This window comes from Streptomyces sp. NPDC029164 (assembly GCF_055563995.1).
The window spans coordinates 1-26,350 of sequence record NZ_JBVHWW010000060.1; the positions used below are offsets into that span (position 1 = coordinate 1).

The 26,350-nt window shown below is 74.5% G+C and carries 21 protein-coding genes and 1 pseudogene; 8 read left to right on the forward strand and 14 right to left on the reverse strand.

The genetic code is table 11. The annotated features are described in order from the left end of the window. Positions 1-132 precede the first annotated feature (132 nt). Complete coding sequence (locus ACZ4VT_RS35570) at positions 133-5,058, reverse strand: DNA-binding protein (RefSeq protein ID WP_467955512.1); 4,926 nt, start codon at positions 5,056-5,058, stop codon at positions 133-135. Further along, on the reverse strand, positions 5,055-5,921 hold the full coding sequence (locus ACZ4VT_RS35575) for a DUF4132 domain-containing protein (RefSeq protein WP_467955513.1): 867 nt from the start codon (positions 5,919-5,921) through the stop codon (positions 5,055-5,057). Before ACZ4VT_RS35575 ends, ACZ4VT_RS35570 begins: the two co-directional genes overlap by 4 nt. A 202-nt stretch (positions 5,922-6,123) precedes the next feature. Between ACZ4VT_RS35575 and ACZ4VT_RS35580 the strand changes: the two genes are divergently transcribed. Continuing rightward, positions 6,124-6,852: an HNH endonuclease family protein gene (locus tag ACZ4VT_RS35580; protein WP_467955514.1), complete on the forward strand. Its 729-nt coding sequence runs from the start codon at positions 6,124-6,126 to the stop codon at positions 6,850-6,852. Continuing rightward, positions 6,849-7,139 (forward strand): hypothetical protein, encoded by a 291-nt coding sequence (locus tag ACZ4VT_RS35585; protein WP_467955515.1) that lies wholly within the window; start codon positions 6,849-6,851, stop codon positions 7,137-7,139. Before ACZ4VT_RS35580 ends, ACZ4VT_RS35585 begins: the two co-directional genes overlap by 4 nt. 7 nt (positions 7,140-7,146) lie before the next feature. Here ACZ4VT_RS35585 and ACZ4VT_RS35590 read toward each other — a convergent pair whose 3' ends face one another. The 3 genes from ACZ4VT_RS35590 to ACZ4VT_RS35600 all read right to left on the reverse strand — a co-directional run bounded on the left by ACZ4VT_RS35590 (position 7,147) and on the right by ACZ4VT_RS35600 (position 9,675). Further along, positions 7,147-8,319, reverse strand: a complete 1,173-nt coding sequence (locus ACZ4VT_RS35590; RefSeq protein WP_467955516.1) for a YncE family protein — start codon at positions 8,317-8,319, stop codon at positions 7,147-7,149. A gap of 8 nt (positions 8,320-8,327) precedes the next feature. After that, positions 8,328-8,975: an ankyrin repeat domain-containing protein gene (locus ACZ4VT_RS35595; protein ID WP_467955517.1), complete on the reverse strand. Its 648-nt coding sequence runs from the start codon at positions 8,973-8,975 to the stop codon at positions 8,328-8,330. Between the two features lie 166 nt (positions 8,976-9,141). Continuing rightward, the gene (locus tag ACZ4VT_RS35600) at positions 9,142-9,675 is read right to left on the reverse strand and encodes a GNAT family N-acetyltransferase (protein WP_362811957.1); all 534 of its coding nucleotides are present in this window, start codon (positions 9,673-9,675) and stop codon (positions 9,142-9,144) included. Between the two features lie 150 nt (positions 9,676-9,825). On the opposite strand from ACZ4VT_RS35600, the gene ACZ4VT_RS35605 reads away from it, so the two are divergent. Further along, positions 9,826-11,142, forward strand: coding sequence for a sulfite oxidase (locus ACZ4VT_RS35605; RefSeq protein ID WP_467955518.1), 1,317 nt, complete (start codon positions 9,826-9,828; stop codon positions 11,140-11,142). A gap of 8 nt (positions 11,143-11,150) precedes the next feature. Here the strand turns inward: ACZ4VT_RS35605 and ACZ4VT_RS35610 are convergent, their stop codons facing one another. Beyond that, positions 11,151-12,314 carry an alpha/beta hydrolase family protein gene (locus ACZ4VT_RS35610; protein ID WP_467955519.1) on the reverse strand — a complete coding sequence of 388 codons (1,164 nt, stop codon included), beginning with the start codon at positions 12,312-12,314 and terminating at the stop codon, positions 11,151-11,153. Between the two features lie 94 nt (positions 12,315-12,408). Beyond that, positions 12,409-13,380 carry an isopenicillin N synthase family dioxygenase gene (locus ACZ4VT_RS35615; protein ID WP_467955520.1) on the reverse strand — a complete coding sequence of 324 codons (972 nt, stop codon included), beginning with the start codon at positions 13,378-13,380 and terminating at the stop codon, positions 12,409-12,411. Positions 13,381-13,620: 240 nt separating this feature from the next. On the opposite strand from ACZ4VT_RS35615, the gene ACZ4VT_RS35620 reads away from it, so the two are divergent. The 3 genes from ACZ4VT_RS35620 (at position 13,621) to ACZ4VT_RS35630 (ending at position 15,765) form a co-directional block, all read left to right on the forward strand. Continuing rightward, positions 13,621-14,373 carry a VOC family protein gene (locus ACZ4VT_RS35620; protein WP_467955521.1) on the forward strand — a complete coding sequence of 251 codons (753 nt, stop codon included), beginning with the start codon at positions 13,621-13,623 and terminating at the stop codon, positions 14,371-14,373. Between the two features lie 131 nt (positions 14,374-14,504). After that, positions 14,505-14,693 carry a DUF6381 family protein gene (locus ACZ4VT_RS35625; protein WP_030384902.1) on the forward strand — a complete coding sequence of 63 codons (189 nt, stop codon included), beginning with the start codon at positions 14,505-14,507 and terminating at the stop codon, positions 14,691-14,693. A gap of 247 nt (positions 14,694-14,940) precedes the next feature. Further along, the gene (locus ACZ4VT_RS35630; RefSeq protein ID WP_467955522.1) at positions 14,941-15,765 is read left to right on the forward strand and encodes a DUF1206 domain-containing protein; all 825 of its coding nucleotides are present in this window, start codon (positions 14,941-14,943) and stop codon (positions 15,763-15,765) included. Between the two features lie 25 nt (positions 15,766-15,790). On the opposite strand, the gene ACZ4VT_RS35635 is transcribed toward ACZ4VT_RS35630, so the two are convergent. After that, positions 15,791-17,149: a M64 family metallopeptidase gene (locus tag ACZ4VT_RS35635; protein WP_467955523.1), complete on the reverse strand. Its 1,359-nt coding sequence runs from the start codon at positions 17,147-17,149 to the stop codon at positions 15,791-15,793. A gap of 138 nt (positions 17,150-17,287) precedes the next feature. On the opposite strand from ACZ4VT_RS35635, the gene ACZ4VT_RS35640 reads away from it, so the two are divergent. Beyond that, positions 17,288-18,667, forward strand: coding sequence for a tetratricopeptide repeat protein (locus ACZ4VT_RS35640; protein WP_467955524.1), 1,380 nt, complete (start codon positions 17,288-17,290; stop codon positions 18,665-18,667). On the opposite strand, the gene ACZ4VT_RS35645 is transcribed toward ACZ4VT_RS35640, so the two are convergent. The 5 genes and pseudogenes from ACZ4VT_RS35645 to ACZ4VT_RS35665 form a co-directional block, all read right to left on the reverse strand. After that, entirely contained in the window at positions 18,630-20,153 is a 1,524-nt protein-coding gene (locus ACZ4VT_RS35645; protein ID WP_467955525.1) for an MFS transporter, read from the reverse strand. The genes ACZ4VT_RS35640 and ACZ4VT_RS35645 overlap by 38 nt on opposite strands. A 48-nt stretch (positions 20,154-20,201) precedes the next feature. Then, the gene (locus ACZ4VT_RS35650) at positions 20,202-20,783 is read right to left on the reverse strand and encodes a TetR/AcrR family transcriptional regulator (RefSeq protein ID WP_467955526.1); all 582 of its coding nucleotides are present in this window, start codon (positions 20,781-20,783) and stop codon (positions 20,202-20,204) included. A 103-nt stretch (positions 20,784-20,886) separates the two neighbouring features. Continuing rightward, positions 20,887-20,981: pseudogene (locus ACZ4VT_RS35655) on the reverse strand (30S ribosomal protein S14); the annotation flags it as partial. 63 nt (positions 20,982-21,044) lie between these two features. Further along, a complete protein-coding gene (locus ACZ4VT_RS35660; RefSeq protein ID WP_467955527.1) occupies positions 21,045-21,284 on the reverse strand; it encodes a DUF6158 family protein in 240 nt (79 codons plus the stop codon). Between the two features lie 134 nt (positions 21,285-21,418). Then, on the reverse strand, positions 21,419-22,327 hold the full coding sequence (locus tag ACZ4VT_RS35665) for a LysR family transcriptional regulator (protein ID WP_467955528.1): 909 nt from the start codon (positions 22,325-22,327) through the stop codon (positions 21,419-21,421). A gap of 147 nt (positions 22,328-22,474) precedes the next feature. On the opposite strand from ACZ4VT_RS35665, the gene ACZ4VT_RS35670 reads away from it, so the two are divergent. Then, on the forward strand, positions 22,475-23,041 hold the full coding sequence (locus tag ACZ4VT_RS35670) for a DUF6817 domain-containing protein (RefSeq protein WP_467955529.1): 567 nt from the start codon (positions 22,475-22,477) through the stop codon (positions 23,039-23,041). 6 nt (positions 23,042-23,047) lie between these two features. Here the strand turns inward: ACZ4VT_RS35670 and ACZ4VT_RS35675 are convergent, their stop codons facing one another. Then, the gene (locus ACZ4VT_RS35675) at positions 23,048-26,017 is read right to left on the reverse strand and encodes a TIM-barrel domain-containing protein (protein ID WP_467955530.1); all 2,970 of its coding nucleotides are present in this window, start codon (positions 26,015-26,017) and stop codon (positions 23,048-23,050) included. Positions 26,018-26,350 lie beyond the last annotated feature (333 nt).

Genomic DNA, 26,350 nt, shown 5'->3' on the forward strand with positions numbered 1-26,350 from the left:
TGGGGGGGGGGGGGGGGGGGGGGGGAGGGGGGGGGGGGGGGGGGGGGGGGGGGGGGGGGGGGGCCCCCCCCCCCGGGGGGGGGGGGGCCCCCCCCCCGCCGAGAGGGCCGGGACGGCCGGGACGCCCGTGGTTCAGCGGCGGCGGCCGCGGGTGCGCTTCACCTTGAGCTCCTCGAAGCGCGGGACGTCGCCCTCCCGGACCCGCTGCCAGGCCCGCCGGTAGAGGTCCGCGGCCGGTTCGGCCGGGGCCAGCACGCCCAGCAGCGGCCGGTCGCCGGCGCCGAGGCCGTACATCGGCAGCTTCCACTGCTCCACCGGCAGCGTCGGCGAGGCCATCTCGGCCCAGCCGCCCGGCAGGAACAGCGAGCGCCCGGCGCGGGTGCGGCCGGCCGACACCACGAGCTCGGTGGCGGCCAGTTCGGCGCGGGCGGCCTTGAGGCGGGCCGGCTTCCAGCCCGTCCACCGCGCGGTGTTGCGGTCGGTGGGGTCGGGCATGGCGAGCAGCGCGAGATACAGGGTGGCCGCGTCGGCGCCCAGACCGTACGCGGCGGACACCTCCTCGACCACCTCGGGGACGGAGCGGCTCGGGTCCTGCGGCCACCAGGTGCCGTCGGCGTCCACCCCGCCCGCCGCCGGGGCGCCCGGGTCGGCGAGCAGCGCGGCGAAGCGCGGGTCGTGGACGGCCCGCAGCGCCGTCTCGACCGCGGAGGGCCGCTGGTCGGCGCCCCGCAGCGCCGGCAGGTACGGGTCGGAGCCGGTGGAGTCCAGCAGGGCCGGGCACAGCGCGGGCTTGGGCTGGTCGTCGTGGGTGGCCATGACGACCGCGCCGTAGCGCTCGTAGCCCTCGCCGGTCTCGGTCGGCGTGCCGGCCGCCTTCCGGAAGTCGGGCAGGCTGGTGTAGTGCCCGAGCTCCAGGAGCAGTCCGGGGCCGGCGAGCCGCTGTCGTACGGCGGTCAGCGCGGGCGGCAGGGCCGCTCGTACGGGGTCTCCCGCGGGCAGCCGGTGCGCCAGCCAGGCGGCCGTGGCCACCGTCCCGGTCAGGACGCTCGCGGTGAACGCGCCGGTGGCCGGCTCGCGGGGCTCCACGTGGTCGCCGGTCACCTTCCAGGCCACGTCGACGGAGAGTTCGGGCGAGGCCGCCGGATCGAGCAGTGCGCCCAGGGCCCGGTTCGCGGCCCAGCCCCGGCCGACGGCGCGAGCGAGCTCGGTGGCCAGCCAGTCGGGTACGCGGGTACGCCGGCCCACGCGCCGGTTCCACACCTCCGCGGCGGCGGCCGCGTCGGGCCCCTCGCTCCACAGCTTCGCCGGATCGGCGGGCAGCAGGGCGGCGACCACGGCGCGGCGCACCTCGACGTCGAGGTTCTTGAGCTCGTCGCGGGCGTGGGCCGCGTCGGGGGCCTTGACCCCGAGGGCGGTGCGCAGTTCCGCGGGCAGGAAGTTGCGCTGGTAGGTGTCGACGTGCGGCAGTCCGGCGATGACCAGGCGGGCGAGGGCGCCGGAGACCCCGGTCAGCCGGGAGAACTCCTCCGCGGCTTCCTGGTGGAAGGGCACCGGGCCGTGTTCGGTGACCGCCGTGAGGAACCCGGCCAGCCAGCCGGCGCCCCGTGCGCGGTCGCCGAGGGGGGCGTGGCCTCGCACGGTGTAGGGGCCGGGGACCGTGAAGCGGCCGGTGGGGTCGTGCAGCAGGGCGCCGAACTCGTGGCCGTAGGGCACGGATTCGGCGTGCTCGGTCAGGGCGAGGACGGCTCCGCCGCCGAGCGGCAGCAGGCCGCGGTGGTAGAGGTCGCGGGCCAGGCCGTCGGGGCCGGTCAGGTGGGGGCGGTCGAGGTGGATCAGGACCCGGCGCCAGCGGTCGGCGGAACCCTCCGCCGAGGCCAGGCCGAGGGCGTCGACCGAGCCGAGCAGGCTGACGAGGGCGGCCCGCTGTTCGTCGGTGGCCGACACGGTGGAGGCGCGGTAGGCGATGGCGGCGGGCTCGTCGAGCAACGGCGTCCAGGAGAAGGTGTAGTGCGGCAGCGGGGGCACGTCGAAGTGGAGCCGGCCGGGCACCTCGGCCTCGTCGGTGCGCGCGCAGGCGGCACGGAGCTGGCTCAGGATGTGGTGGGCGCCGTCCTCGTCGCTGCCCCAGCGGCGGTACCCGTAGCCGATGAGTCCGCTCAGCGCGTCGCCGAGCAGCCCGTCGGCCGGGCCGTGTTCGCGCCCCTCGGCGGGGGTGTCGTCCGGGTGGAGCCGGGCGGCGACCTCGTCCAGGGCCTTCTGCTGGGTGAGGGTGAAGCGCAGCACCTCGACGATGCCGCCGATCAGCTCGGGGGCGGTGACCTGCGGCAGGGCCGCGCTCACCAGGCCGGGCAGGTCGGTGACCTTCTCGGCCGCGGCGGCCGCCTTGAGCAGCGCGGCGACGGTCTCCCGGTCGGCGGCGCGCAGCGCGGCCGAGCCTTCGGTGTCGCGGGGGCGCAGGGCGTACCAGTGCGACAGCGGCGGGAGGTCCACGCTGCCGGTGCCGAAGTCGGAGCGGCGGCGGTCGCCGCGCGAGCGGGCGGTGACCACCCCGTCGGGGTCGCTGATGCTCAGTTCCTGCCAGTGCTGCGTCAGCGCGCGGGGCCGGTCGTCGCCGGGGAAGGCGAGCGCCGCGAGGGGCATGTCGCGGCCCTCGGGCACGGTGACGCTGCGGCCGCCGGTGTCGGTCCCCTCCCAGCCGTGGCCGGGGACGCGGACGGTGCGCCAGCCGAGCAGGCCGCCGGCGGGGGCGCCGAGCACGGAGCCGGCCACGGTGGGCGCGGGGCGCAGCCAGTTGGAGTGGCCGCTGCGGCGGGCGTTCTCCGGGTGGGTGCGCAGCGCGTCGGCGAAGAACGCGGGCAGGGAGGTCCGGCCGTAGGCCGCGCCGGCGGGGTCGTACTCGAGCCAGCCGGCTTCGTTCTTCTCGTCGCGCCGCTGCCACACCCAGTACGAGGTGCCGTCGGACAGCAGCGGCCGCTCGTCGGGGAGCTTCGTGTCGCCGCGGTGCAGGACGCCGCCGCCGGTGGCGCGGCCGCCGCCGGGGAGCGGCAGGGAGATGTGGTCGCTGCGCAGCGACCAGTGGTTGCGGTCGGTGTCCAGGGTGAAGACGGTCTGGGGATCGGAGTGCCAGTAGCCCTCCGTGCTGTTGGCGCTCCAGGCGGACCAGAAGACCAGCAGGTCGCCGTCGACGTAGTGGAACGCGTGCCGGTAGTTGGACCCGGCGGGGACGCGCAGGTCGTGGGTGAGGACGGTGGAGTCGGCGTCGAGGACGCGGACCTCGCTCTCGTTGGCGACGATCAGGTAGGGCCAGGCTTCGGTCACCGTGAGGCCCCGGTGGCTCTTGCCGGGGCTCAGTTCGGCGAGGGCGCGCTCCCAGGAGGGCCAGGCCAGCTCCTCGAAGAGGCCGCCGCGCAGGGTGCGGGCGAGGGTTTCGGCGAGGTCGGCGGCGGCCGCGGCGGCCACTTCCTCGGGGGCGAGTTCGAGGGCTTCGGTGGGCAGCCAGGTCAGGCGCTGGATGGCGTCGGGGACTCCGGGCAGGCCGGCGGCGATCGAGGCGCGGGCGACTTCGCGCATCCACTCGGTCAGCAGCGGGCGGCCGCCGGGCGACTCGGCGACGCGCCGGATGACGTCGGGGCCTTCGCCGCCGCCGAGGGCGTTCAGCGCCCGGCGGAAGGCGGGGTGGAAGCGCTGGTCGGCGCCGAGGGCGAGCAGGTTGCGGCGCTGGTCGGCGGCGGCCCAGCCGGCCAGGTTCAGCTGGTCGTGCCGGTGCCGGTTGTTCTCGGTGTCGGGGTCGGGGTCGGCGACCGGGACCTCCAGGGCGAGCAGCAGGTCGAGGAGGTCGGCGTCCTCGACCCCGATGCGCAGGCCCGTTTCCCGGCCGGGCCGGGCGAGTTCGGTGCGCAGCTGCTCCGCGCAGCGCTCGACGACGTCGAGGAGGACGGTGAGGGCGGGGCGCACGCCCCAGCCGCTGTGGCGGGCGGCGTGGAAGCGCTCCAGCCAGCCGGCGGCGCCGTCGGGGGACCGCTGCCCGGCGGGCAGTTCCTCGCCGGTCAGTCCGGCGGTGGCGCCGGACTCCTCGAGGATGTCCAGCCACAGGGTGGTGAGCTCTTCGCCGGCGGGCGGGGTCAGGCCGAGGAGCGTGCCGCGTACGTCGGGACGGCGCTGGGCGAGTGCGACGAGGGCGGCGCGGTGGGCCTTCCACCAGCCGGGCGCGGCGCGCAGGGTGGCGGGCAGGGGCAGCAGTTCGGCGAGGTAGTCCTGCTCGGCCTCGGTTCCGGTCAGGCCCGCGGCGCGGGCGAGGCGGCGCAGCTCGACGACGGCCTGGGCGGAGGGCGGCAGCCCGCCGGCGGTACGCCGTACGCACAGGCGGCGGAAGCGCTCGTGGGCCTCGGCGGGGGTGACGCGGCCGGCCAGGGCCTTGCCGTAGCCGGTGAGCACCTTCACCGGCAGGGCGCCGGCCAGGGCGAATTCGAGGAAGACGGAGTCGAGGCGGTCCTCGTCGATGGCCAGGCCGTACTGGGCCTCGGCGGCGCGGGCTCGGCCGAACAGCTGGGCGGCGTAGGTGGTGTTCTCGACGGCGAGGAAGACGCGGGCCGCCTGCTCGTGGAAGACGGGCAGGAAGTGCGGGACGGAGGCGGCGAGGCGGTCGGCCAGTTCCTGGCAGGCGTCGAGGGCGGCCTTGGGCTTGGTCTTGGCCTGCCGGGCGATGCGGTCCAGTTCGGGGACGACGGCGAGGGCGTGGTGGCCGTCCTCGGGGTGGTGCACGAGGACCCATTCGGGGAAGCCGAGCGCCTGGCGCCGGCTCAGGCCGACGACGGGAGGCTCGCCCTCCTCGCGTACGAGTCCCAGGAAGCCGGCGGCGAGGTCCTCGGCCGGGCCGAGTTCCGCGGGCGAGAGCCGGACGACGACGCGGTCGTCGCCGAGTCCGGGGTGGCGGTAGGAACGGGCGGTCAGTTCGACGGCGGTGGGACCGGCGCCCGTGGTGTCGTGCGGCAGTACGGCGCCCGCCTTGAGCAGCAGTTCGGCCGTGTTCATCTCGGTGTCCCCCAGGTTGGTGCTCATGCGTCCCCGCCCTCCTCGATCTTCCGCCCGGCGTACAGTGCCGCGGCCATCCGCATGCCCTCGGACCAGGCCACCGGTCCGACGGCGGTCAGGGGTACGGTCCGGCCGGCCTCGTTGTGCCAGCTGAGGGCGCCCGTGGTCATCTCGTCCTCGTAGTAGGGCTCGCCGATCCACACGGCGGCCTCCGCTCCGGCCCCCGAATCCCGGACCTTGCAGGTGGCGTAGCCTCCGGACACGCGGTAGCCGAGGGCGGTCGCGCGGGCCGCGAGGCTGAAGCGGGTGGGGAAGACCCCGCCCGCGTAGTCGCGCACCTCGGTGGCGGTGGCGATCAGCCCGTCCGGCTTCTGCCAGGTCGCGCGGTGGATCTGCTCGACCCGCTGCACGATGCCGAGCTCGGCCGCGAACTCCCGTACGTCGTCCAGGTCCGGCAGCAGCACCGGGTGCGGCAGGGTCACCGTGCGCGGGGAGAGCCGTACGGTCTCGCCGTCGAGGTTGACCACCTTCAGTTCACCGCAGGCGGTGGCGTCGCGCAGGAAGCCCACCTCGTCCGGGTCGTCGCCGACGACGGCCATGTCGCGCAGGGCGTGCTGCCAGGCCTCGTCCGGCCAGACCCGCGCGAGCAGTCCGGTCGGTACGGGCAGCGAGGACACCATCCAGGCGTCGACCTGTGCGACGCACGCGGCCTCGTGCCGGTCGAGCCATTCGGTGAGCCGGCGCAGCCGGTCCACCTCGGGATGGTCCTTCAGCGCCTTCGGCAGCGTCTTCAACTGCCGTCCCGCCGCCCGGCCGGAGGCGGACCTCGCCACCACCCGCCCCTCCACCAGGGCGATCTCGTACCCCTCGCCCGCCGCCAGCCATGCCATCAGCCCGTGCCCCCTCCGCCTGTCGCATCCGGTTCCGCGCAGCCCGGACAGGGGGGAACTGACCCCCCTGAGCTGCGGTATGCCGGGAGACTAGCGAGCCGCACTGACAACGCCCGCCGGAGGGTCCGCATCCGGTTTTATGTCCGGTTCTGGGTAGTCTTCCGGGGACAGTTGCGACGCGGGGCCGGCCAGGGGTGGGGTTATGGGACGTCAGATAGGTGTGCCCGGTGCGGTCCTGGCGGCCGTGCTGCTCGCGGCGGGCGCCGCCGGTTGTTCCGGTGCGGCCGCGCCGGGCGGCGGGGACGCGAAGCCGTCGGCCACGCGGACCGCGCAGCCCCCGGAGGCGAAGCCGGACTCGAAGCCGGCCGGCGGGGACGTGCTGCCGGGGATGGTCACCGCCGCTGTGGCGCGGACCCGGCTGGCGGCGCTGAAGGTGGCGCCGGTGGGCACGATGGCCGGCTACAGCCGGGACAGGTTCACGCACTGGGCCCAGCAGGGGAACAAGTGCGACACCCGTGAGGTGGTCCTGGAGCGCGACGGCTCCGGCGTCACGCGGGACGGGGAGTGCCGGGCGGTGTCCGGCAGCTGGAAGAGCCTGTACGACGGGGTGGCCCTCACCGACGCCGCGAAGATGGACATCGACCACATGGTCCCGCTCGCTGAGGGGTGGCGCTCCGGCGCGGCCGGCTGGGACCCGGCCCGGCGCAAGGCCTTCGCCAACGACCTGACCAACCCTCAGCTGCTCGCCGTGACGGCGGCCTCGAACCGTTCCAAGGGTGACCAGAGCCCGGACCTGTGGCAGCCGCCGGACAAGTCGAGCTGGTGCCAGTACGGACGGGCCTGGACCACCGTGAAGTCCACGTACGGGCTGACCGTCACCGAACCGGAGAAGAAGATGCTCACCACGATGCTCGACACCTGCGCCTCATGACCGGGGCACACCACCGGCGGTGGCAGGACCGGGTGACTCCCGGGCCCGGCGGCGCCATGACCGACGAGGTCGGTGTGATCACCGGCCCGCTCGTCCTGTGCACCACCGCCGTGGCCGGGGACCTGGTCCGCTTCGACATCCAGTACGAGGGCGCCGACGAGTGGTACACGCTCTCCGGCAGCCCGCTCCCCCACCACGGCGATCCGGCCGCCCTGCACGCCGCCGCGCTCGCCTCGGTCCGCCGGGGCGGCGCGGCGCGGGCTCCGGGGACCGCGCCGCCCGCCTGAGCGGGTCTCAGAGGACGGCGATGCCGAGCGGCCTGGCGCCCGCCGGGAGGCGGCGGGCGGCGCCCGTCTCCAGGTCGACGACCGTGATGCCGTTCCAATGGCCGTCGCGTGTGTAGCCGCCCGTGATGTACGCGGTCCGGCCGTCCCGGGACGCGGCCACGTCCTCGTGCGGACCCTCCAGCGGGTACACCCGCTCGGTGCCGTCCGGGGAGCGGACCGTCAGCGACGGGCCCTTGCCGGTGCCGGGCTCCACCGCTCCCGTACCGACCACCAGGAGCCGGCCGTCGGCGGTGACGGTGGCGCCGTGCTGGTGGGTGTCGGCGGTCATCGGCTCGACGGTGGTGCGTCCGCTCAGCGGGTCGACGACGGCGAGCCGCTCGCCCTCGAAGGGGAGCAGGAGCTTCCCGTCGGCCGGGCGGACGGCCGCGTAGTGCGGCTTCAGCCAGGAGCCGAGCCCGCCCTCGGTGCCGTACGGGGCCACCTCGATCCGCCGGGGCCGCAGCGAGGCGGCCGCCACGACGGTGACGTCGAAGGAGTCGTGGCCGGTGACGTACACCTCGGCGCCATCGGCCGACACGTCCACGTCGAAGGGGCGCCGGCCCACCGGTACGACGGCGGTGACCTGGCGCGTCGCCGTGTCCACGACCTCCAGGACGCCGGTGGTGCCGGGGACGTTGACCCCGACGTAGGCGTGCGCGCCGTCGGGCGAGAGCGCGATGCCCATGCCGCCGCCGCGGTACTCGCCGTCGGTGACCGGGCCTGTGTGGGTGCGGTACGGCACGCGGGCCGGCAGGGCGCGGGTGCGGGTGTCGACGACGGCGAGACCCTCGGCCGTGGCCACCCACGCGCGGCCGTCCGCGCCGACGGCGAGGCCGTACGGGGCCCGGCCCACGGCGACGGAGGCGACCGCTCCGCGCTCCGGGTCCACGAAGGTGACGGTGTCGGCCCCGAAGTCGGCGGTCAGGAGCAGGCCTTGCGGGGTGGGCGCGGTGGCCGGCAGCGGGGAGGCCGCGGACGGTGCCGGGGTCGGCGTCGCGGCGGCCGGCGAGGTCGCGGAGGTCGAGGAGGTCGAGGAGGTCGTGGACGTCGCCGAGCTCCCGGCCTGCGTGCAGGCGGAGAGCAGCAGGGCCGCTGCCAGCGCCGCGAGGACGGTACGGGTGCCCCGTGCGCGGCGGTTCACCGGCCGGTTCACCGCCCGGTCCCCGGCTCGTTCCCGGCGGCCCTGCCGGCCCCGGCCCCGGCCCCGGCCGCCCGCAGGATCCGTGCCATGCCCTCGAAGCCCCGGCGCACGGCGTGCTCGTACGGGGTCACCCCGTCGTGGTCGGCCAGCGCGGGAGCGGCTCCGGCGGCGAGCAGGAGGGCGACGACCTCCTCGTGGCGGGGGCCGCCGTCGCCGAGGATCACCGCCTCCAGCAGGGCGGTCCAGCCGAGCCGGTTGACGTGGTCGACGTCGATGTCCGTCTCGTCGAGCACCGCCCGCACGTACGCGGTGTGCCCGCGCTCGGCGGCCGGGATGAGGGAGATCCCGCCGAAGCGGTTGAGCTGCTTCAGGTCAGGCCCGGCGGGCAGCAGCAGGCGCATCATCCGGACGCTGCCGGTGACGCCGGTGACCAGCCAGGGGCTGTCCTCCCGGGAGTCCGGGGCGTTCGGGTCGGCTCCGGCGGCGAGCAGTACCCCGGCCGCGGCCAGGTGGTCGCCGAGCGCGGCGAGCAGCAGTGGTGTGCGCAGCTGCTCGTCGCGGGCCTCCACGGCGGCGCCCGCGGCGAGCGCGGCGCTCACCGCCGCCGCGTCACCGCGGCGGGCGCCGTCGAGGAGCAGTCGGTCGTGCGCGTTCATGGTGTCCCTCTCGGCTCCGGGGCGGGGAGGGCCGCGTACGCCCTCCCGCTCCCCCGGTCCATGCTCGCCGCGCCGGGGCCCGCGGCCGGTCCGCCCGCCGGACGGAGCCCGGGAGCGGTCCGGCCGACCCCGGGGTCAGCCGATCGGCTGATGCGGGACGGCCGGATCAGGCTTCGTACTCCGTCAGGTCGATGCCGTGGACCCGCACGGAGGTCTCGTACCGGGGGTCCGTGGTGTCGCGTTCCATCACCATGCCCAGCTTGCGGATCACGTTCTCGGAATCGGCGTTGCTCATCCGGTTGATCGCGACGACCCGGTCGAGGCCGCGGTCCTGGAGGGCGAACTCCAAGGTGGCGTGGGCGGCCTCGGAGGCATAGCCCTGGCCCCAGTACTGGCGGCCGAGCCGCCAGCTGATCTGCACGTCCGCGCGGGCGTCCGGCAGGTTCTCGAGGACCGAGAGGCCGACCGCACCGATGAGTTCGCCGGAGCCCAGGAGCTCGACGGCGAAGAGCCCGAAGCCCTCGTCGTCCCACTCCTCCTCCCAGCGCTCGATCTCCTCGGCCGTCTCGTCCAGGTCGAGGGTGGACCCGTCACCGATCCAGCGCATCACCTCCGGGTCGGCGTTGATCTCCGACAGGGGGACGAGGTCGTCGTCGGTCCATCGGCGCAGGAGGAGGCGGGGGGTGCGGATCTCGGTCATGCCCCACATCCTGCCGAAATTCCGCCGACCAGCGGTAATCGGCCGTTGCGGCAGTGTTTCGAGTGCGTGGCCATCGCCCTGGGAAGGTTCCCGCGGCTCGCCCCGGACCTCTACGGTCCGTCGGGAACCGCGACCGAGGAGAATCCCGCCATGCCCTTCGACCTGTCGGACGAGAGCCGGTACGACCGCACGCGCCTGCGGCAGTGGACACGCGGCCGGGCCCGCTCCGCCGGAGTGGACCGCCGCGATCTGCTGAAGCTGTTCGCGGTCGGGACGGCCGCCGGATCCCTGGGCATGGCCGCGGGCGCGCCGGCCGCGGCCGCGGGCCCGGCCGCCGCGGGCTCACCGGCCGCGGCCACGCCGAACCCGCCCGTCGCGGCGGCCGGGGGCCCCGTCACCGTCAAACCGCTGCCGCCCGAGCTGTTCACGCTCCGCGGCACCAACGCGGAGACGAACTTCGCGGCGCTGCGCGGCACCGGCCCGCTCACCCCGATCGACCGGTTCTTCGTGCGCAACCACACCTCCACCCCGCGCGTCGACGCGGGCGGGTGGCGGCTGAAGGTGTGGGGCGACGGGCTGGCGGGCGGCCCGGTGGAGTTCTCGTACGAGCGGCTGCGGGCCCTGCGTGCGGTCGAGCGGACGCTGTTCATCGAGTGCGCGGGCAACGGCCGGAGCTTCTACACCACGCAGCAGGGGCAGCCGGTGACCGGCACCGCCTGGACCCTGGGCGCCATCGGGGTCGCGCGCTGGCGCGGGGCGCGCCTGTCGGACGTGCTGCGGCTGGCCGGGGTCACCCGCGGCGCCGTCGACGTGCTGCCGAGGGGGCTGGACGACGAGGTGATCGCGAACGGGGTGAACCTGGGCCGGGTGCGCCGCCCGCTGCCGGTGGCGAAGGCGCTCGACGACGTACTGCTCGCGTACGAGATGAACGGGCAGCCGCTGCCGCCCGACCACGGCGGTCCCGTGCGCCTCGTCGTACCGGACTGGGTCGGGATCTCCTCGATCAAGTGGGTGGGTGACATCGAGGTGAGCGACGAGCCGCTGTACTCGCCGTGGAACACCGACATGTACCGGCTGTTCGGGCCCGAGCACCCGGCGCAGGGCAGCGCCCCGCTGACCCGGCAGACCCTCAAGAGCGCCTTCGAGCTGGAGCTGGGGGCCACCGTTCCCGTGCACCGGACCCGGCTGCTGACCGGCCGTTCCTGGTCGGCGGCGGCCCCCGTCACCCGCATCGAGGTCAGCACGGACGGGGGCGGCCACTGGTGGCGGGCCCGGATGCACGACGCCCCGCGCCGGAGCGGCTGGGTGCGCTGGTCGCTGCCGTGGACCCCGCGGACGACGGGTGCGACGGCGCTGCTGGCCCGGGCGACCGACGCGAGCGGGCGCACGCAGCCCGAGACCTCGGTCCACAACGCGCAGGGCTACCTCTTCGACGCGGTCGTGCGGCACCCGGTGACCGTGGTCTGAGCCGCGGTTCAGGGGGTGTGGAAGCGGACCTCCGGCGCGTCGGGGGACGGACCGTCGAGGAGGGGCCGCGGAATGCCCTTGAGGTGCTGGTCGAAGAAGGCGGCGACGTAGCGCCGGGTCAGCTCGACGGAGCGGGCTCCGGGCAGCGGGGCGTCCTGGTCGGGGAGGCCGAGCTGTTCGCCGATCGCCGGGAAGTCGCTGAAGGTGAAGTGGCCCGAGTCCGCGAAGGTGATCCAGCGCTTCCAGCCGTCGAGCTTGGGCCAGTCGCCGTCCCATGACGTGATGCCGCCGGGGGCGCTCTTCTGCTCGCCGAGCAGCATGAAGGGGCGCCCGCCGAGTCCGGTGCCGGGGACCGGGGTGTGGAGTCCGCCGTCCATGTTCACCCCGGCGCGGATCCTGGGGTCGACGGCCATCGCCGCGACCGCGGAGGCGCCGCCGATGGAGTGGCCCGCCATGGCGATGCGGCTCGGGTCGATGAGGCCGGCGTGACGCCAGGCGGGGTGGCGTCCGGTGAGGCGGTCCAGCAGGAAGGACACGTCGCGGCCGCGGGTGTCGCTGACCGTCCGCATGGGGGTGCCCGCCTCGGTCTTGTCGCAGGCCAGGCACTTCAGCACGCGCCCGCCGGGGAAGGCGGTGCCGACGCTCTCGTACGCGTGGTCCACCGAGGCGACGACGTAGCCGCGGGAGGCCAGGTCCTCGGCGAGCGCGGTGAGGGTGGCGCGGTGGACGGTGAAGCCCGGGGAGAGCACGACCAGCGGGTACCGTCCGGCGAGGGGACGGGCGTGGGTCCGGGAAGCGCTCACCGTGCCGGTCAGGGTCGCGACCGGGATGACCTGGTCGAGTCCGCGGTCGACCAGCAGCAGCCGGGCCTCCTCGTCGGTGAGGTAGCGCGCGGGCCCGCCGGTGTCGCGCCGCGCCGGGTAGCGCATGGTGACCATCAGCTCGCGCGGCCCGGATCCGGCCCAGGGATCGGTACGGCTGCGGTCCACCAGGTGCAGGTCCTCCCGGCCGACCGCGAAACGGCCGGTGGGGCGCGGGAGTTCCACCGTGGTGCGCAGCTGCGCGGCGGCGGACGGGGAGTCCGCCGCGGCGGCGGTACCCGCGCCGGCGAGCGGGAGCGGCAGGAGGAGGGCGAGCAAGGCGGCTGAGGCGACAGCTCTGCGTCGGTTCATGAACCCGAGGCTAAGCAGCGGCAGTGGACGGATCGTCACCTCGCAGGAGGATCACCCCGTCCCTCCCGAGAAGGTCCCCCCTCCGCCTCAGGTCTCATCCCTCCGTGACGCTGATCGCGTCGAGCTTGCCGCGCAGGTACGTGTGCGAGTCGACGGGGTCGTGCACCACCCGGCCGACGGGGGTGGGGAGGGATTCCACCCGGGTGTGCGCGTCGCATTCGTAGAAGTAGACGAGCGAGATCAGTTCCTCGGCCGGGGTGTCGGCGGGCGGGGGCAGGACGCGGTGGCGGCCCGCGCGCCAGCGGTCGCCCGTCCAGCGGGCCATCAGGTCGCCGAGGTTGACGGTCAGTGCGGCCGGGTCGTAGGGGGCGTCCTGCCACCCGTCGGCGTCGGTGTGGATCTGGAGCCCGCCCGCGCCGAGCTGCCGGTCGAGGACCGTGACCGTACCGAAGTCGGTGTGCGCGCCGATGCGGAACTGGCCGGGAAGCGGCGGGCCGACGGTCTCGGTGCCGGGGTACCAGTTGAGGTTGAACCCCCAGGTGGGGTGTCCGGTGTGGCGCGTGAAGTGGTCCTCGTCGAGTCCGAGGGCGGTCGCGAGCAGTTCCAGCAGTTCGTCGGAGAGGGTCCGCATCAGGTCCAGGTACTCCGTCACCAGCGGCCGCAGCGCCGGCACCTCGGCGGGCCAGGCGTTGGGCCGGAACCACTCGGCGTCGACGGAGGGGTCGCCGGTGGGGTCGTCCGCCGCGAAGGACCAGGACTCCTTGAGGTCGGGCGGTGAGGCCGTGCCCTCGGCGTAGCTGTTGGCCTCCGCCCCGGGACCGAGCCAGCCCCGGCCGCCGACGGTGACGGCGTACGGCTCCTTGACGGCGGCGGGCAGCCGGAAGAACGTGCGCGCCGCCTCCCTGATCCGGGCGGGCAGCGAGGGGTCGACGCCGTGGCCGGTCACGAGCAGGAAGCCGGCGGTGCGCAGGGCCTCGTCGACACGGGCGGCGGTACGGGCACGGTCCTGTGGCCCTCCGGACCGCCACGGCCCGAGATCGATGACGGGAACCTGGGAACCGACCATGGGAGACCTGCCTTCAGGGGCTGCGGGGTGGCGTCCGGAACCGAGGCTAGCGCCGGACGCCGCCGGCCGGGATCGCCACGGAGCGTGATTCTCGGACACCTTCCGTGTGCGTGCGCGGCAGCCGACCGCGAGGAACGGCAGGAAAAGGACCAGAATGAACCGGGGGACTCCTCAGGGACGGAGCGAGCGGTGGAGATTTCGACGAGGGAGGTCTTCGGGGCGCCGTGCTGGGTGAGCCTGATGACCCGCGACCTCGAGACGGCCCAGCGTTTCTACGGTGCGGTCGCCGGCTGGAGGTTCCGGCCCGCCCGCCTCGGCGAGGCCTTTTCGGTGGCGTACCTGGACCGGGTCCCGGTGGCGGGCATCGGAGCGCTGGCCGGGGACCTGGGGGTCGCGGCGGCCTGGACCCCGTACTTCGCCGTCGACGACGCCGATGTGGCGGTGGACCGCATCCGGGAGCGGACGGGCACCATCGCCGTCGGCCCGGTGTCCTTCGAGTCCGGCGGCCGTGCCGCGCTCGTCGCCGACCCCGACGGCGCGGTCTTCGGGATCTGGGAGGGCGCCGTGGCCGCGGACTGGCGGGCGGGCAAGGGCCCGCTGCCGGCCTGGCTGGAACTGCGTACCCGCAACGCCCTCGACGCGGCGATCTTCTACGGCGCGGTACTCGAATGGGCCACCGAACGCCCCGGCTGCTGCGAGGTCTCCTACGAGGAGGACCAGGTCGTCCTGCGGCAGAACGGCGAGCCCGTGGCCCGCCTGAACAGCGGCCCCGTCGAGCTCGCCGCCTACTCTCCCCACACCAGGCCCCGCTGGCACGTGCACTTCCGGGTGCCGAAGCTCCGGCCGGCGATCGAGGCGGCCGTCGCGCTGGGCGGACGCACGGTCTCGGACATCACCTCGAACGCCGTGGAGCGCTGGGTGACGCTCCGCGATCCGGACGGGGCCCTGTTCACCCTCACCACCTTGCTCGGCGCGGACACGGACCTGGACTGACCGGCCCGGCCCCCGGCCCCTAGGCCGGCCAGGGGGTGCGGATCACGCTCGGTGACGCTTCGAGATGCGGGCGCCCGGCAGTGCTGGTTCGCTGATTCCGCCCGCTCTCCCCACTGATCCAAGGAGCGATCATGAGCGTTTCAGGCGAATCCCGCGGCCGGTCCCAGCAGATGCGCGCCAAGGCCCAGGAACTGAACGACGCGGCTGAGCGTTCGACCGACCCGGAGGAGCGCCGTCGGCTGAAGGAGAAGGCCCGTCGCCTCCAGGAGCAGAGCGAGCAGGAGGGCCGGATGGACGACCGCGGCATGGACCCCATGTAGTCCCGGAGCCCATGCCCCGCGGCTCTCCCGCGTACCCCGGCCGGTGGCCGCCGCGATCCGTCGCGGGGCCGCCGGCCGGTGCGCTGCCGCCGGCCGGTGCGCTGCCGCCGAGCGGCGGCCCGGCGCGGCCCGCATGGAGGGGCGGCGCCCGGGTAGCCGCACGGGGAGCCGTCCGGCAGGCGGGTCCGGCGCGTCCGCGTACGCGTCCGCCCGCCACGCCGGACCGAACGGAAGGGGGGCCGGTCTCATGGTCGGCCGAGTGGCACGTGAAGGCGCACGGACCGGATCCCGGGGCGGCACGGGCCGCGAGGTGGTCGCGCGGTGCGGGCTGGTGGCGCGCGGTCTGCTGTACGTACTCGTCGGCGTGCTCGCGGTGCGGGTGGCGTCCGGCGACGGCGGCCAGGAGGCGGACCGCACGGGCGCGCTGCAGGAGCTGGTGCAGAAGCCCCTCGGTGGCTTCCTGGTGTGGGCCGTCGGAATCGGCCTGGTGTGCATGATGCTGTGGCGGCTGTCGGAGGCGGTGTTCGGCGCCGCCGGCCCCGACGGCGACAAGGCCTCCAAGCGGCTGGCGTCGGCGGCCCGGACCGTGTTCTACGGGGTCGTCGCGTTCTCGGTGCTGTCCTTCGCGGCCGGATCCGGCGGCGGGCGCTCCAGCGACGAGCAGTCGCGCGACGTGACGTCGAAGGTGATGGAGGCGCCGGGCGGCCCGTGGTGGGTGGGCGCCGCCGGGACGGCCATCGCCGTGGGCGGCATCGTGATCGCCGTACAGGCGGTTTGGCGCTCGTTCCGCAAGCAGCTGGAGATGGACCGGATGCCCGAGGGGGTCCGCAAGGCGGTCGAGTTCCTCGGGGTCGCCGGCGGCCTGGCCCGCGGCGCGCTCTTCACCGCGGCCGGGGCCTTCATCGTCTACGCGGCCGTCAACTACGACCCCTCGCAGGCGAAGGGCGTCGACGACACCCTCAGGGCCTTCGCCCAGACCCCGGCGGGACCCTGGCTCCTCGTGCTGATCGCCGCCGGGCTCGTGCTGTTCGGGCTGTTCTCCTGGGCGCTGGCCGTCTGGCGCCGCGTGTGAGGGGAGCGACCGGTGGGGCCGCTGGTCAGAGCCGGACCGTCCAGGTGGCCGCGGACCGCAGCGTACGGATGGTCTTCGGGTCGCGTACCGACGGCGTACGGTCCTCGGCCGTGACCGACAGCCGGTGCGTCCGGAGGTCGAACAGCCACAGCTCCGCCACCGGAACCTCGGTACGGCCCTCGAAGCGCTTCAGCTCCCTGCCGTCGAGGTACCAGCGGACCACCGGCTGCCTGCCGTCCGCCCCGAACAGCCTCGGTACGGATGCCTTCGCCGTGTGGCGCAGCCGCAGGGTGCGGTCGGTCGGGGTGAGCGGGGTGACGATCCGCGCGTGCTGGTAGAAGCCGGCGATCATGGACTCGACGCCCGGCAGGTTGAAGGGCTTGCCGAGGACCCGCATGAGGGAGTTGTCGGTGGGCCGGTACAGCCCGGTCACGAAGTAGTTGCCGCCCTCGTACGCCCCGACGGTGCCGCCGTCGGGTGACTCCTCGCCGAGCCAGCGGTACCACTTGGCCCGCTGCGCGGCCATCCGGTCGGCGGTCAGGGCGGTGCTGTTGGAATCGGCGGGCTCGGGGCCCGTGTACTTCTCGTAGTCCGGGACGCCCGGGTAGAAGTACTCGTCGGCGAGCTTGCCCAGCGAGTGGCCGGTCTCGTGGATGGCGACCTGGCCGGACTTCGGGTGACCCGCCGAGGCCGTGGAGATCCCCTCGTAGCCGAGGGTGGCGCTGCGCTCGTTGTAGCCGGCCCCACCGTACTTGGCGCTGTTGGCGAGGACGATGACCAGGTCGGCCGCGGGCGCCTTCGCCACGTACGCGTCGACCTTGGGCTGGTCGATGCAGAGCAGCCGCTCGATGTCCTCGCACCAGAAGTAGGAGCCGAGGGCGGTGTCGCGGACGGTGGCGGGATCGGGGTCGCCGGAGACGCCGGAGTCGTGGGAGACCGCGTCGACGGTCCAGACGTTGAAGAGGTTCCGGTACGTGGTGTACGGCTCGACGGCCGTCACCTCGGCCCACTTCTGTTCGGCGTCGGCGCGGAAGCGCGGCAGCTCGGCGGCGGTGTAGCCGTCGCCGATGACGACGACGTCGAGGCGGTCGGCGGTGGAGCCGTTGTCGATCAGTTTGGTGACCGCGCCGTCGGCCTCCCGCTGCGCCGGGGAGAGCCGGCCCGCGCTCTTCGCGGGGCCGCCCGCGGCCGGCACCCGGGCGTGGCCGGACCCGGCGTCGCCGCCCTGTTCCGGCCCCGGTATCTCCACCTCCACCCGGCTCTTGGCGGCCGGCGGGTCGGCCGCGTCCGCGGGCCCGGCGGCCACCAGCGCGGCGGTCGCGCAGACCGTCGCGACGGCCGCGCGCAGCGCCGTGCGGACGGCCTGACGTCTGACTCGAACCATGAAGTCCTCCCCCGGAAACGGAAGTTAAGCAGTTTGATAAACCTGCTGAAGTGGTTGCTTAAACTAGGTGGCGCGCGAGTGGTGCGCAATGCCTGCTCCCCCTGAATACTGGGGAGTTCGAGCAACCAGGGGGACTTCATGGACGAACCGGCCCTGATCGGCCGCAGGGTTCAGCGCATGCGCGGTGAACTCGGCCTGACCCAGCGGCAGTTGGCGGAACCGGCGTACACCTCGGCCTATGTCTCCACCCTGGAGTCGGGCAAGGTCCGCCCCTCCGAGACCGCGCTGCGCTTCCTCGCGGCGCGCCTGGGCACCTCGTACGAGGAGCTGACCACCGGCCGACCCGCCCACCTGGCCACCGAGCTGCGGCTCGCCCTCACCGACGCCCAGCAGACGCTCGCCACGGGCGAGGCCGCGGAGGCCGCCGTACGCTACCGGCGCCTGCTCACCGAGGCGGAGGAGCTCGGGCTCGTCCCCGAGCAGGCCGAGGCCCGGCTCGGGCTCGGCGAATGCGCCCTGGAGGCCGGTGAACTACCGGACGCGATCGCCCACTTCGAGACGGCCGAGCGTCTGCTGGCCGACCAGCCGCTGCCCCGCCGCGCACGGCCGATCCGCGGGCGCGCCGTGGCCCACCTGCTCGCCGGCGAACTGCGCTACGCCTGCTACCTCCTCGAATCCACCATCGACGAACTGGGCGCGAGCGGGCTGGCCGATCCGGACGCGCTGGTGCTGCTCCACGCCGCGGTGATCGGGCCGTACATCGACATGGGCGCCCATGCCCGCGCCGCCCACGCCGCCGAGCTCGCGCTCGCGCTGGCCCCGCAGGTCAACGATCCGGCGCTGGTGGCGGGGATGCACCGGCAGGTGGCCCGGACCTTCCTCGCCGAGGGGCGGGTGGCCGACGCCGACGCCTCGCTCGCCAAGGCCCAGGCGATCTACGGACAGTTGCGGCTGCGGACGGACCTGGCGCACTGCCACTGGATGCGCGGCTACGTACAGGCCCAGAACGGCGAGCTCGCCTCGGCGGAACGGGAGCTTCGCACCGCCCGGGACATGCTGTCGGCCCGGCGCGCGGGCCTCTACACGGCCCAGGTGGAGGTCGAACTGGCCGACGTACTGCGGCAGCTGGGCCGGTACGAGGAGGCCGCCCGGCTGCTCTCCGCGCTGCTGGACCTGGGGGACCGCCACGGCGCCGTCCACGCGGGAGGCGCGCACCGGCTCCTCGGCCTGATGGCCGAGGAGCGCGGTGACACCGAGGCCGCCGAGGAGCACTACGTGCAGGCGCTGGCGCTGCTGGAGCGGAGCGGGGCGACGGGGGACCTCGCCGATCTGTGCCGGCTGCTGGGCGACCTGATGCGGCGTACGGGCCGGGTGGAGGCGGCGATGGACGCCTACCGCACGGGCCTGGGCCACCGGGCGGCGCCGGGCACCACCACCCTGGGCCCGGCGCCCGCCGCGCCCGCGTTCCGGCCGGCGCGGCTCAGTGGTTCTCGGTGGGCCGCAGGTCCCGCGGAATGAGCGACCAGGTGGTGGCCGCCGCGACGACCGCGAGGCCGCCGGCCAGGAGGAACGCCGGGGTGATCGCCAGGGTGTAGGCGTGCGAGGCGGTGTCGAGCAGGGCCTGGCCGACGGAGCCGCCCAGCCGCTCCGCGGTGTGCGCGGCCTCGCCGACGGAGTCCCGTACGGCGGCGGCGGTGGGGCCGTCCAGGTCGAGGGCGGGCAGATTGCCCCGGTAGAGCACGGCCGCGGTGGAGCCGAGGACGGCGACGCCCATGGCCGAGCCGAGCTCGTAGCAGGTCTCCTCTATGGCGGCGGCGCTGGAGACCTCCGCCGCGGGCGCGGCGGAGACCAGGGTCACCGAGGCCACGGTGGTCGCGATGCCGGCGCCGGCGCCCATGACGGTCAGGACGGCAGCGAAGGCCGGGTAGCCCAGGTCGGTGAACTGCTGGAGGGTCCAGGGCAGGGCCATGCCGGCGGCCAGGACGACCAGTCCGGCGCCGAGCACGTGGCGGATCGCGAAGCGCTGCATCAGCGAGGGGGCCACCATCGAGGCGGCGATCAGGGCGAGCGGGGCGGGCAGCAGGCGCACGCCGGCCTGGAGCGGGGTGTAGCCCTCGCCGTACTGGAACCACTGGGTGACCAGGAACAGGATCGCGCCCATGCCCACCATGGGCAGGAAGATCGCGGTCGCGGCGACGCTGAAGGCGGGCTTGGCGAACAGCCGGACCTGCAACAGCGGGTTGTCCAGGGTCAGCTGGCGGCGTACGAAGACGGTCAGCGCGACGGCGGCGACGAGGAGCAGGGCCCAGGGCAGCGGGTCGGCGACCCCGCTCTTGCCGAGCTGCTTGATGCCCCCGGCCAGGGCGAGCATGCCGACGACGGACTGGCCGACGCCCCACCAGTCCCAGCGGCCGGTGCTGCGCGGGGAGCGCGATTCGGGCAGGTAGCGCAGGCCGGCCGCGACGATGACGGCGGCGACCGGGAGGTTCAGGAGGAAGGCCGAGTGCCAGCCGTAGTCCTGGACGAGGAGCCCGCCGACCACCGGCCCGAAGGCCATGCCGCCGCCGAAGACGGCCGCCCAGACGGCGAGTGCGAAGGCGCGTTCCCTGGCGTCGGTGAAGACGGTGCGCAGGATCGACACGGTGGACGGCATGATGGCCGCGCCGCCGATGCCGAGCAGGGCGCGGGCGGCGATCACGTGCCAGGCCTCGGTGGAGAACACGGCGATGAGCGAGGCCAGCGAGAAGATGCCGAAGCCCGCCATGAGCAGCCGCTTGCGCCCCCAGCGGTCCCCGAGCGCGCCCGCGGTGACCAGCAGGCCGGACAGGGCGAGCGCGTAGACGTCGATGATCCACAGCTGCTGCACGGCGCCGGGCCGGAGGTCGCCGACGAGCGAGGGGAAGGCCACGTTGAGGATCGTGGTGTCCATGGAGATGAGCAGGAGGCTGCCGGAGAGGATCGCCAGGACGATCCACCGGCGGGGGTCCGGCGCGGGGGTGTGCATCGGGTTCCGTTCGGAGTGGTTCAGGGTGTGCGCACGGTGGCGCGCGGGTCAGGGTGCGGGGTCGCCGGCGGGGGGCCGCGCGGCGGGCCGCGTCCCGCTGAGGAAGGAGGTCAGGACGAGGTGGCCGATCTGGCGGCGGGCCAGGTGGCCGTCGCGTACGCCCTCGGCGGCCGCGTCGAGCAGGCCCCAGAGCGAGTACCAGATCCAGTACGGCGGCAGGTCGGCGCGCAGCCGCCCCAGCCGCTGGCCGAGGGCGAGGAAGGCCAGGGCCCGCTGGTCCTGCCGGTCCACGCCGGCGCGGAACTCCGGGTCCGCGAGCACGGTGGCGTCGCGGGAGGTGAAGCCGTAGAGGTGCGCGGCGGGCATCAGGGCGAGGACCAGGTCCTCCAGGGCGGCGTCGAAGGCGGCCCCGTCGGCGTCCTCGGCCAGGTCGAGCGGGGCCAGGCACCCGTCGACCACCTCGATCGCGCGGACCGCGACGGCCTTCAGCAGGGCCTCGCGGGTCGCGTAGCGGCGGCTGAGCGTGGCGCGGCTGGTCCCGATCCCGACGGCGATCTGCACCATCGAGGCGCTGTGATCGCCGGCGAGGACGCGTGCGGCGCTGTCCAGCAGTTCTTCTTCGTGCACCATGACGATGAGCCTCCTTCGCCTCGAACGATACAAGATTGTCTCATTCGAGGCAAAGAAGGCCCAGAAGGCCCCCGCGCCGCGCCGGAGCACTCGCCGCGCAAGGTCACCAGGAGGGCTTGGTGGCCCCGGCAGGAATCTCGCGTGCGCCTGTTCGCGCATGCGGACGCGGGAAAGGCCGAACCTGCGCGGGTGCCTCCGGCGGTCGGGTCATCGGGGATGTCTCCCTGGCCGGCCGCCGGGTACGGGATGGGGCCGCGGTGACTACTCGGCGCCGCGGGCGCGGGCCCCTGAGCGGGTGCGGCCCGGGGTCTGGGCTCGCTGCGGGTGACGTCGTACGTACTCGTGCTCCAGCTCGTTCATCCGCTTCGTGTGGGTGACCAGCGCGTCGTCGGACCCGTGCAGCAGGGTCTCGTGACGCGTGCGGTGAATGGCCTCCAGCTCCTTGAGGAGCCTGCCCTCCTCCAGATTCCGCGCCGCCGGACCGCCGTCGTGCTCCGTCATGGCACGTGCACCTCCTCCGCCGGGCCACGGCATCACGCCTGGCCTTCGTCCCCGGCCACTCCATCATCCTCCGCCCCGCGCCCCGCGTCCTCGTCAGCCGCCGAACCCCCGTGGCGGCCGGGTGCACCGGGGCGTCACCGCCGGCCGGCGGCGCGCGCCCGGCAGCTGCGGGCGACCTCGTCGGCGAAGACGAGGGCCGGCGGCGCGAGGGCGGCCCAGCGGCGGACCGCCCAGCCCACCGCGAGCGGCGGCAGGGCGGGAACGGGCACGAGGCGCAGCGGGCCGTCGGCGCCCGGGACCCGCCAGCCGGGCAGGGCGGGCACGACGGCGTGGCCCAGGCCCAGTTCGGCGAGGAGCAGGGCGGTGTCCCAGTCGGCCACGCTGGTGTCGGAGCGTACGTGGATGCCGGACTCGGCGAAGGCGGCGTCGAGGTGGGCGCGGGAGGCGGAGTTCTCCGGGAGCCGGATGTGCCGGATGCCGGCGAGGTCGGCGGGATCGATGTACGGGCGGGCGGCGAGGGGGTCGGCGGCGCCGACGGCGAGCACCCAGGGCAGTTCCATGACCGGGCGCTGTTCGATGCCGCGGACGGGTCTGCCGATGGTGATCCAGGCGAGGTCGAGGTCGTCGGCGGCCAGGGCGTCGAAGCAGCTGCGGCTGGAGTTCTCGGTCTGGAACTCAAGGCTCACGCCGGGGTGGAGGCGGCGGAAGGTGACGACGGCCTCGGACATGAAGTGCCGTACGGTCGTCGCGCCGGTGGTGACGCGCACCGAGCCGCCGCCGCCCCGTACGAGGTCGTCCACCCGGCGCAGGGCTCCGTCGAGACCGGCGATGCCGTCCGCCGCGGCGGCCTGGAGGATGCGGCCCGCCTCGGTGGGCACGACGCCGCGGGCGTGTCGCTCCAGGAGGCTCGCGCCGGTCTGCTTCTCCAGGCGGCGGACGTGCTGGCTGACGGCCGACTGGGTGCAGCCGAGGTCGCGGGCGACGGCGCTGAGGCTGCCGGCACGGCAGACGGCCACGAACACACGAAGATCGTCGAGGGTCACGAGACCCAAGGTATCGCTTGGATGTGGGGAGGAAACCGGAGGATTGACTTGGGGTTTCGGCTGAATCAAGATCAATGCAGGGCCCGGGCGGCAATCCGTCCCCGCCTTCGCCACGGGGTCCGGACCTCCGGCGAAAGGTGTGGACGGGTGTCGACCCACCACCACGACCCGAGGGGAGTACCCGTGCCGGAGCGCGCCGTCGCGTGGTTGCGGGAGCTGGGTGCGCAGGATCTCGCCCACCCGGGCGGGACCCTGCTCGCGCACCTGGAGCGCGTACGGGAGCTGCTCGCGTCCTGGGGTGCGCGGCCCGCGCTGCAACGGGCGGGCCTGTGCCACGCCTTCTACGGTACGGACGGGTTCCCCACGGCCCTGCTGCCGCTCGCCCGGCGGGCCGAGCTGGCCGGGGTGATCGGCGAGGAGGCCGAGGCGATCGTGTACCTCTACGCCGCCTGCGACCGGGCGACGTCGTATCCGACGCTCGCCGACGAGGAGGCCGCCTTCCGGGACCGGTTCACCGGCCGTGTCCACTCCCCCGCGGTGGAGCTGCGGAGGGACTTCGCCGAACTGTCGGCGGCCAATGAGCTCGATCTGGCGCGCATCGATCCCGCCTTCCGTGAGGCGTGGGGAGCCGGACTCCTCCAGTTGTTCGGCCGGTTCCGGGAGCTGCTGAGCGAGCCGGCCCGGCGGGAGTGCCGGGCCGTGCTCGGCGGCTGAGGGGGATCAGGGGGTGAAGGTCCAGCGCTGGGCGGAGGTGTTGTCGCAGGCGGCGCGGGTGAGGGTGGTGCCGTTGGCGGTGCCCGAGCCGGCCGGGGTGAGGCATTGGCCGGCGGTGCGCAAGGTGCTCTGAGGTCCCGCCTGCCAGGTCTGGCCGGGGCTGCCGTCGCAGCTCCGGATGGTCACGCGGGTGGCGTGCGCGCCGTCGAGGCAGACGCCGGTGAGGCCGGTGAGGCGGCCGTCGCTCTGGAGGGTCCAGCGCTGGTTGGGGCCGCCGTGGCAGGTGTAGAGGGTGGGTTCGGTGCCCGGCGTGGTGGCGCTGTGCGGCAGGTCCAGGCAGCTCGCGGAGGCCGCGTTGACGAGGGTGGCGTCCGCGGGCGGCGGGGCCGGGCGGCCGGTGAGGGTGATTTCGGCGGCGCTGGTCCAGGGGCCGCGCCCGCCGGCCTCGGTGAGGGCCTTGAGGCGCAGGTAGCGGCCGGTCTTCGGGGTGAGGGCGGCGGTCTTGGCGGCCGCCGTGTCGGGGAAGGTGCCGCTCGCGACCGGTGGCCCCCAGTCGGCGGTGGTGTCGGAGACGTAGACCTCGTAGCCGCCGATCCGGCCGTTGACGCCGCCGTCCTGGCGGGGCAGGTAGCCGAGGCCGTCGACCACGTGGCGGGCGCCGAGGTCGATCTGGATCTCGTGCGGCAGCGCGGCGGGCTTCGCGCCGGACCAGGCGGAGTGCCACAGCGTGGCCGGGTTCCCGTCGAAGGCGCCCGCGGCCGCGCCGTTCTCGGCGCCGGTCTCCTGGCTGTCGGCGTAGGCGAGGGACCAGGCCGACCTGTCGATGGGGGCGGCGGAGGGCAGGGCCTCGGCCGCGGGGAGGCTGGTGCCGGTGGCCGAGACGCTGAAGGCGCCCGCCTTGGAGCCCGTCTTGACCCAGAGCACCCCGGAACGGTCCGCCGGGTCGAAGAACCAGCCCGATGCGGCGGAGTCGTAGGCGGCCTTGGAGGTCAGGCGCACCGCCGCGGTTCCGTCCACCGTGAGGGCCGTCGGCGCGGAGGCCACGTGGAGGGTGAGCTCGTAGCCACGGGAGGCCGGCTTGCCGGTGTAACTGCCGGTGGGGGCCCCGACGTTGACGGTGACCGTGCCGGAGCCGGCCGTCGGGGCGGCGACGTCGACCCGCTGGCGGGCGTAGGCGCCTGACTGGTGGGCGCGGGTGCGGCCGTCGTCCTCGTAGAGGCTGAAGGAGGAGTTGCCGCGCGGGTGGATGTCGTAGGTGAGGGTGGAGACGGGCTTCTCCCCCGTGTGGTTCATCTGCGGCCACATCGGCACGATGCCGCCGCCCTTGACGAAGAGCGGCAGGGTGTCGAGCGGTGCCTGGTAGCCGTTGAGCCGGCCCGGGCCCGCGTACGTCTTCCCGGTCCAGTAGTCGGTCCACGTCCCGGCGGGGAGGTAGATGCCGTCGCGGACCGCGGTGTCGGAGACGACGGGCGCGACGAGGAGGGAGTCGCCGGCCATGAACTGGCCGCTGGTGGCGTTGCCCCGGGCCACCGGGTCGTCGGGGTACTCCAGGACCATGGCGCGGGTGCTGGGTACGCCGCTCTCGTGGGCGACGCGGCTCATCGTGTAGAGGTACGGCATCAGCCGCATCTTGAGCTGGAGGTACTTGCGGTTGATGGAGAGGTAGGGCTCGGCGAAGCGCCAGGGCTGTTTGTCCTGGTAGCCGGCGGACGGGTTGGTCGCGCCCCAGCCGGACATCGTCATGAAGGCCGGGGTGAAGGCCTTCCACTGGAGGTCGCGGGTGTAGGTCTTGGGGCTGCCCCCGAAGATCCCGTCGACGTCGCCGGCGGCGTAGTTGAGGCCGGAGAGGCCCGCTCCGGTGATCGCGGGGACGTGCCAGCGCATGTCGTCCCAGGTGCCGTGGGTGTCGCCGGTCCAGACGACGGCGTTGCGCTGGGTGCCCGCCCAGCCGTCCACGGTCCAGACGTAGCGGCGGGCGTCCGAGTTCTTCTCGATGCCGTCGACGGCCTGCTGCACGCCGTCGAAGGCGTACTTGTAGCCGCTGCCGATCCACGCCACGTCCGTCTTCACCCCGCGGCTGCCGGCCGTGCCCACCTCGTCGGCGATGGAGCCGAGGCCTGTGGAGGTCCACAGGCCGGTCTGGAAACCCTTGGCCTTGAGGGCGTCCACCGTGGACTTGAGGGGCTTGGTGTAGCCGCAGCCGTAGCCGTCGTTGGGCAGGAACCAGCCCGAGGGCATGTCGGCGGCGCGGGCGTCGGTCGCGTAGCCGACGACGTCGGGGGTGGTCTGGTGGCGCAGCCGGTTGTGATCGCCCTGGTAGTCGGGATTGGAGGCGTTGAAGCAGTCGGCGTTGCCGAGTTCGAAGCCCCACATCGGTGCCATGAACGGCTTTCCGCTGACGTCGGTGTACGCGTCGAGCACGGACTTGAGGGAGTCGCCGGTGAAGTACCAGGCGTCGAAGCGCTTCTCGTCGTGGGTGAGGGTGGTGGGCGCGTTGAAGCCGTACGAGCCGGGGGCCCAGGTGTTGCGCATGACGCCGTAGCCGTTGGTGGACATGTAGAAGGGGGCGGGGCTGGCGTTGTCGTTCTCGCGCCACTTGTTGTCGACGGCGATCGGGACGGTCTTGTCGCGCAGTGCCCATGCGCCCAGGCGCAGGCCGGTGCCGTAGAACTGCTCGTCCGCGCCGCGGGCGAGGTACTGGGTGGTCTGGGTGCCGGTCCAGCTGGTGGGCTGGGTCTCCTGCCAGACGGGGGTGGTGTGGTCGGCGCGGTAGACGGAGAACCGGAGGGGTGCCTTGTTGACCCGGATGGAGAGGGCTCCGGTGGTGATCCGGTAGTACGCGCCGGCGTCGGACCAGGACGTGGCCACGGAGCCGAAGTCGGTGGTGGCGGCGAGGTCGGAGCCGGCCGGGTCGTTGGTGAAGGTGCCGTCGGGCGAGAGCCAGAGGCGGAAGATGTCGGCGCGGGCGACGACCACGCGCGCCTTGGCCCCGCCGGAGGCCGTGACGGTGAAGGTGTTCCCGGACTGGGTGAAGCCGGTGACGTCGCCCGCGGTGGCCGTGGCCCCTGCGGGGGCCGCGGCGGCGGGTGGGGCGAGGGGGCCCGCGGCGGCCAGGCCCGCGACGGTGAGGGCGGCGGCGAGCAGGGCGGCGCCCGGGGTGCGGTGGCGGCGCCGGGCCGGGGGGGGGCGGGGGCCCCCCCCGCCCCGTGCATGTTGGGCTCTACGAGGCCGGGAGCCACAGCGGTGGACCGGACGCCGTCCTGCCCCAGACCCTTGGTGAGGGCCAAAGTTAGCGCGTCGGTGGTCGCC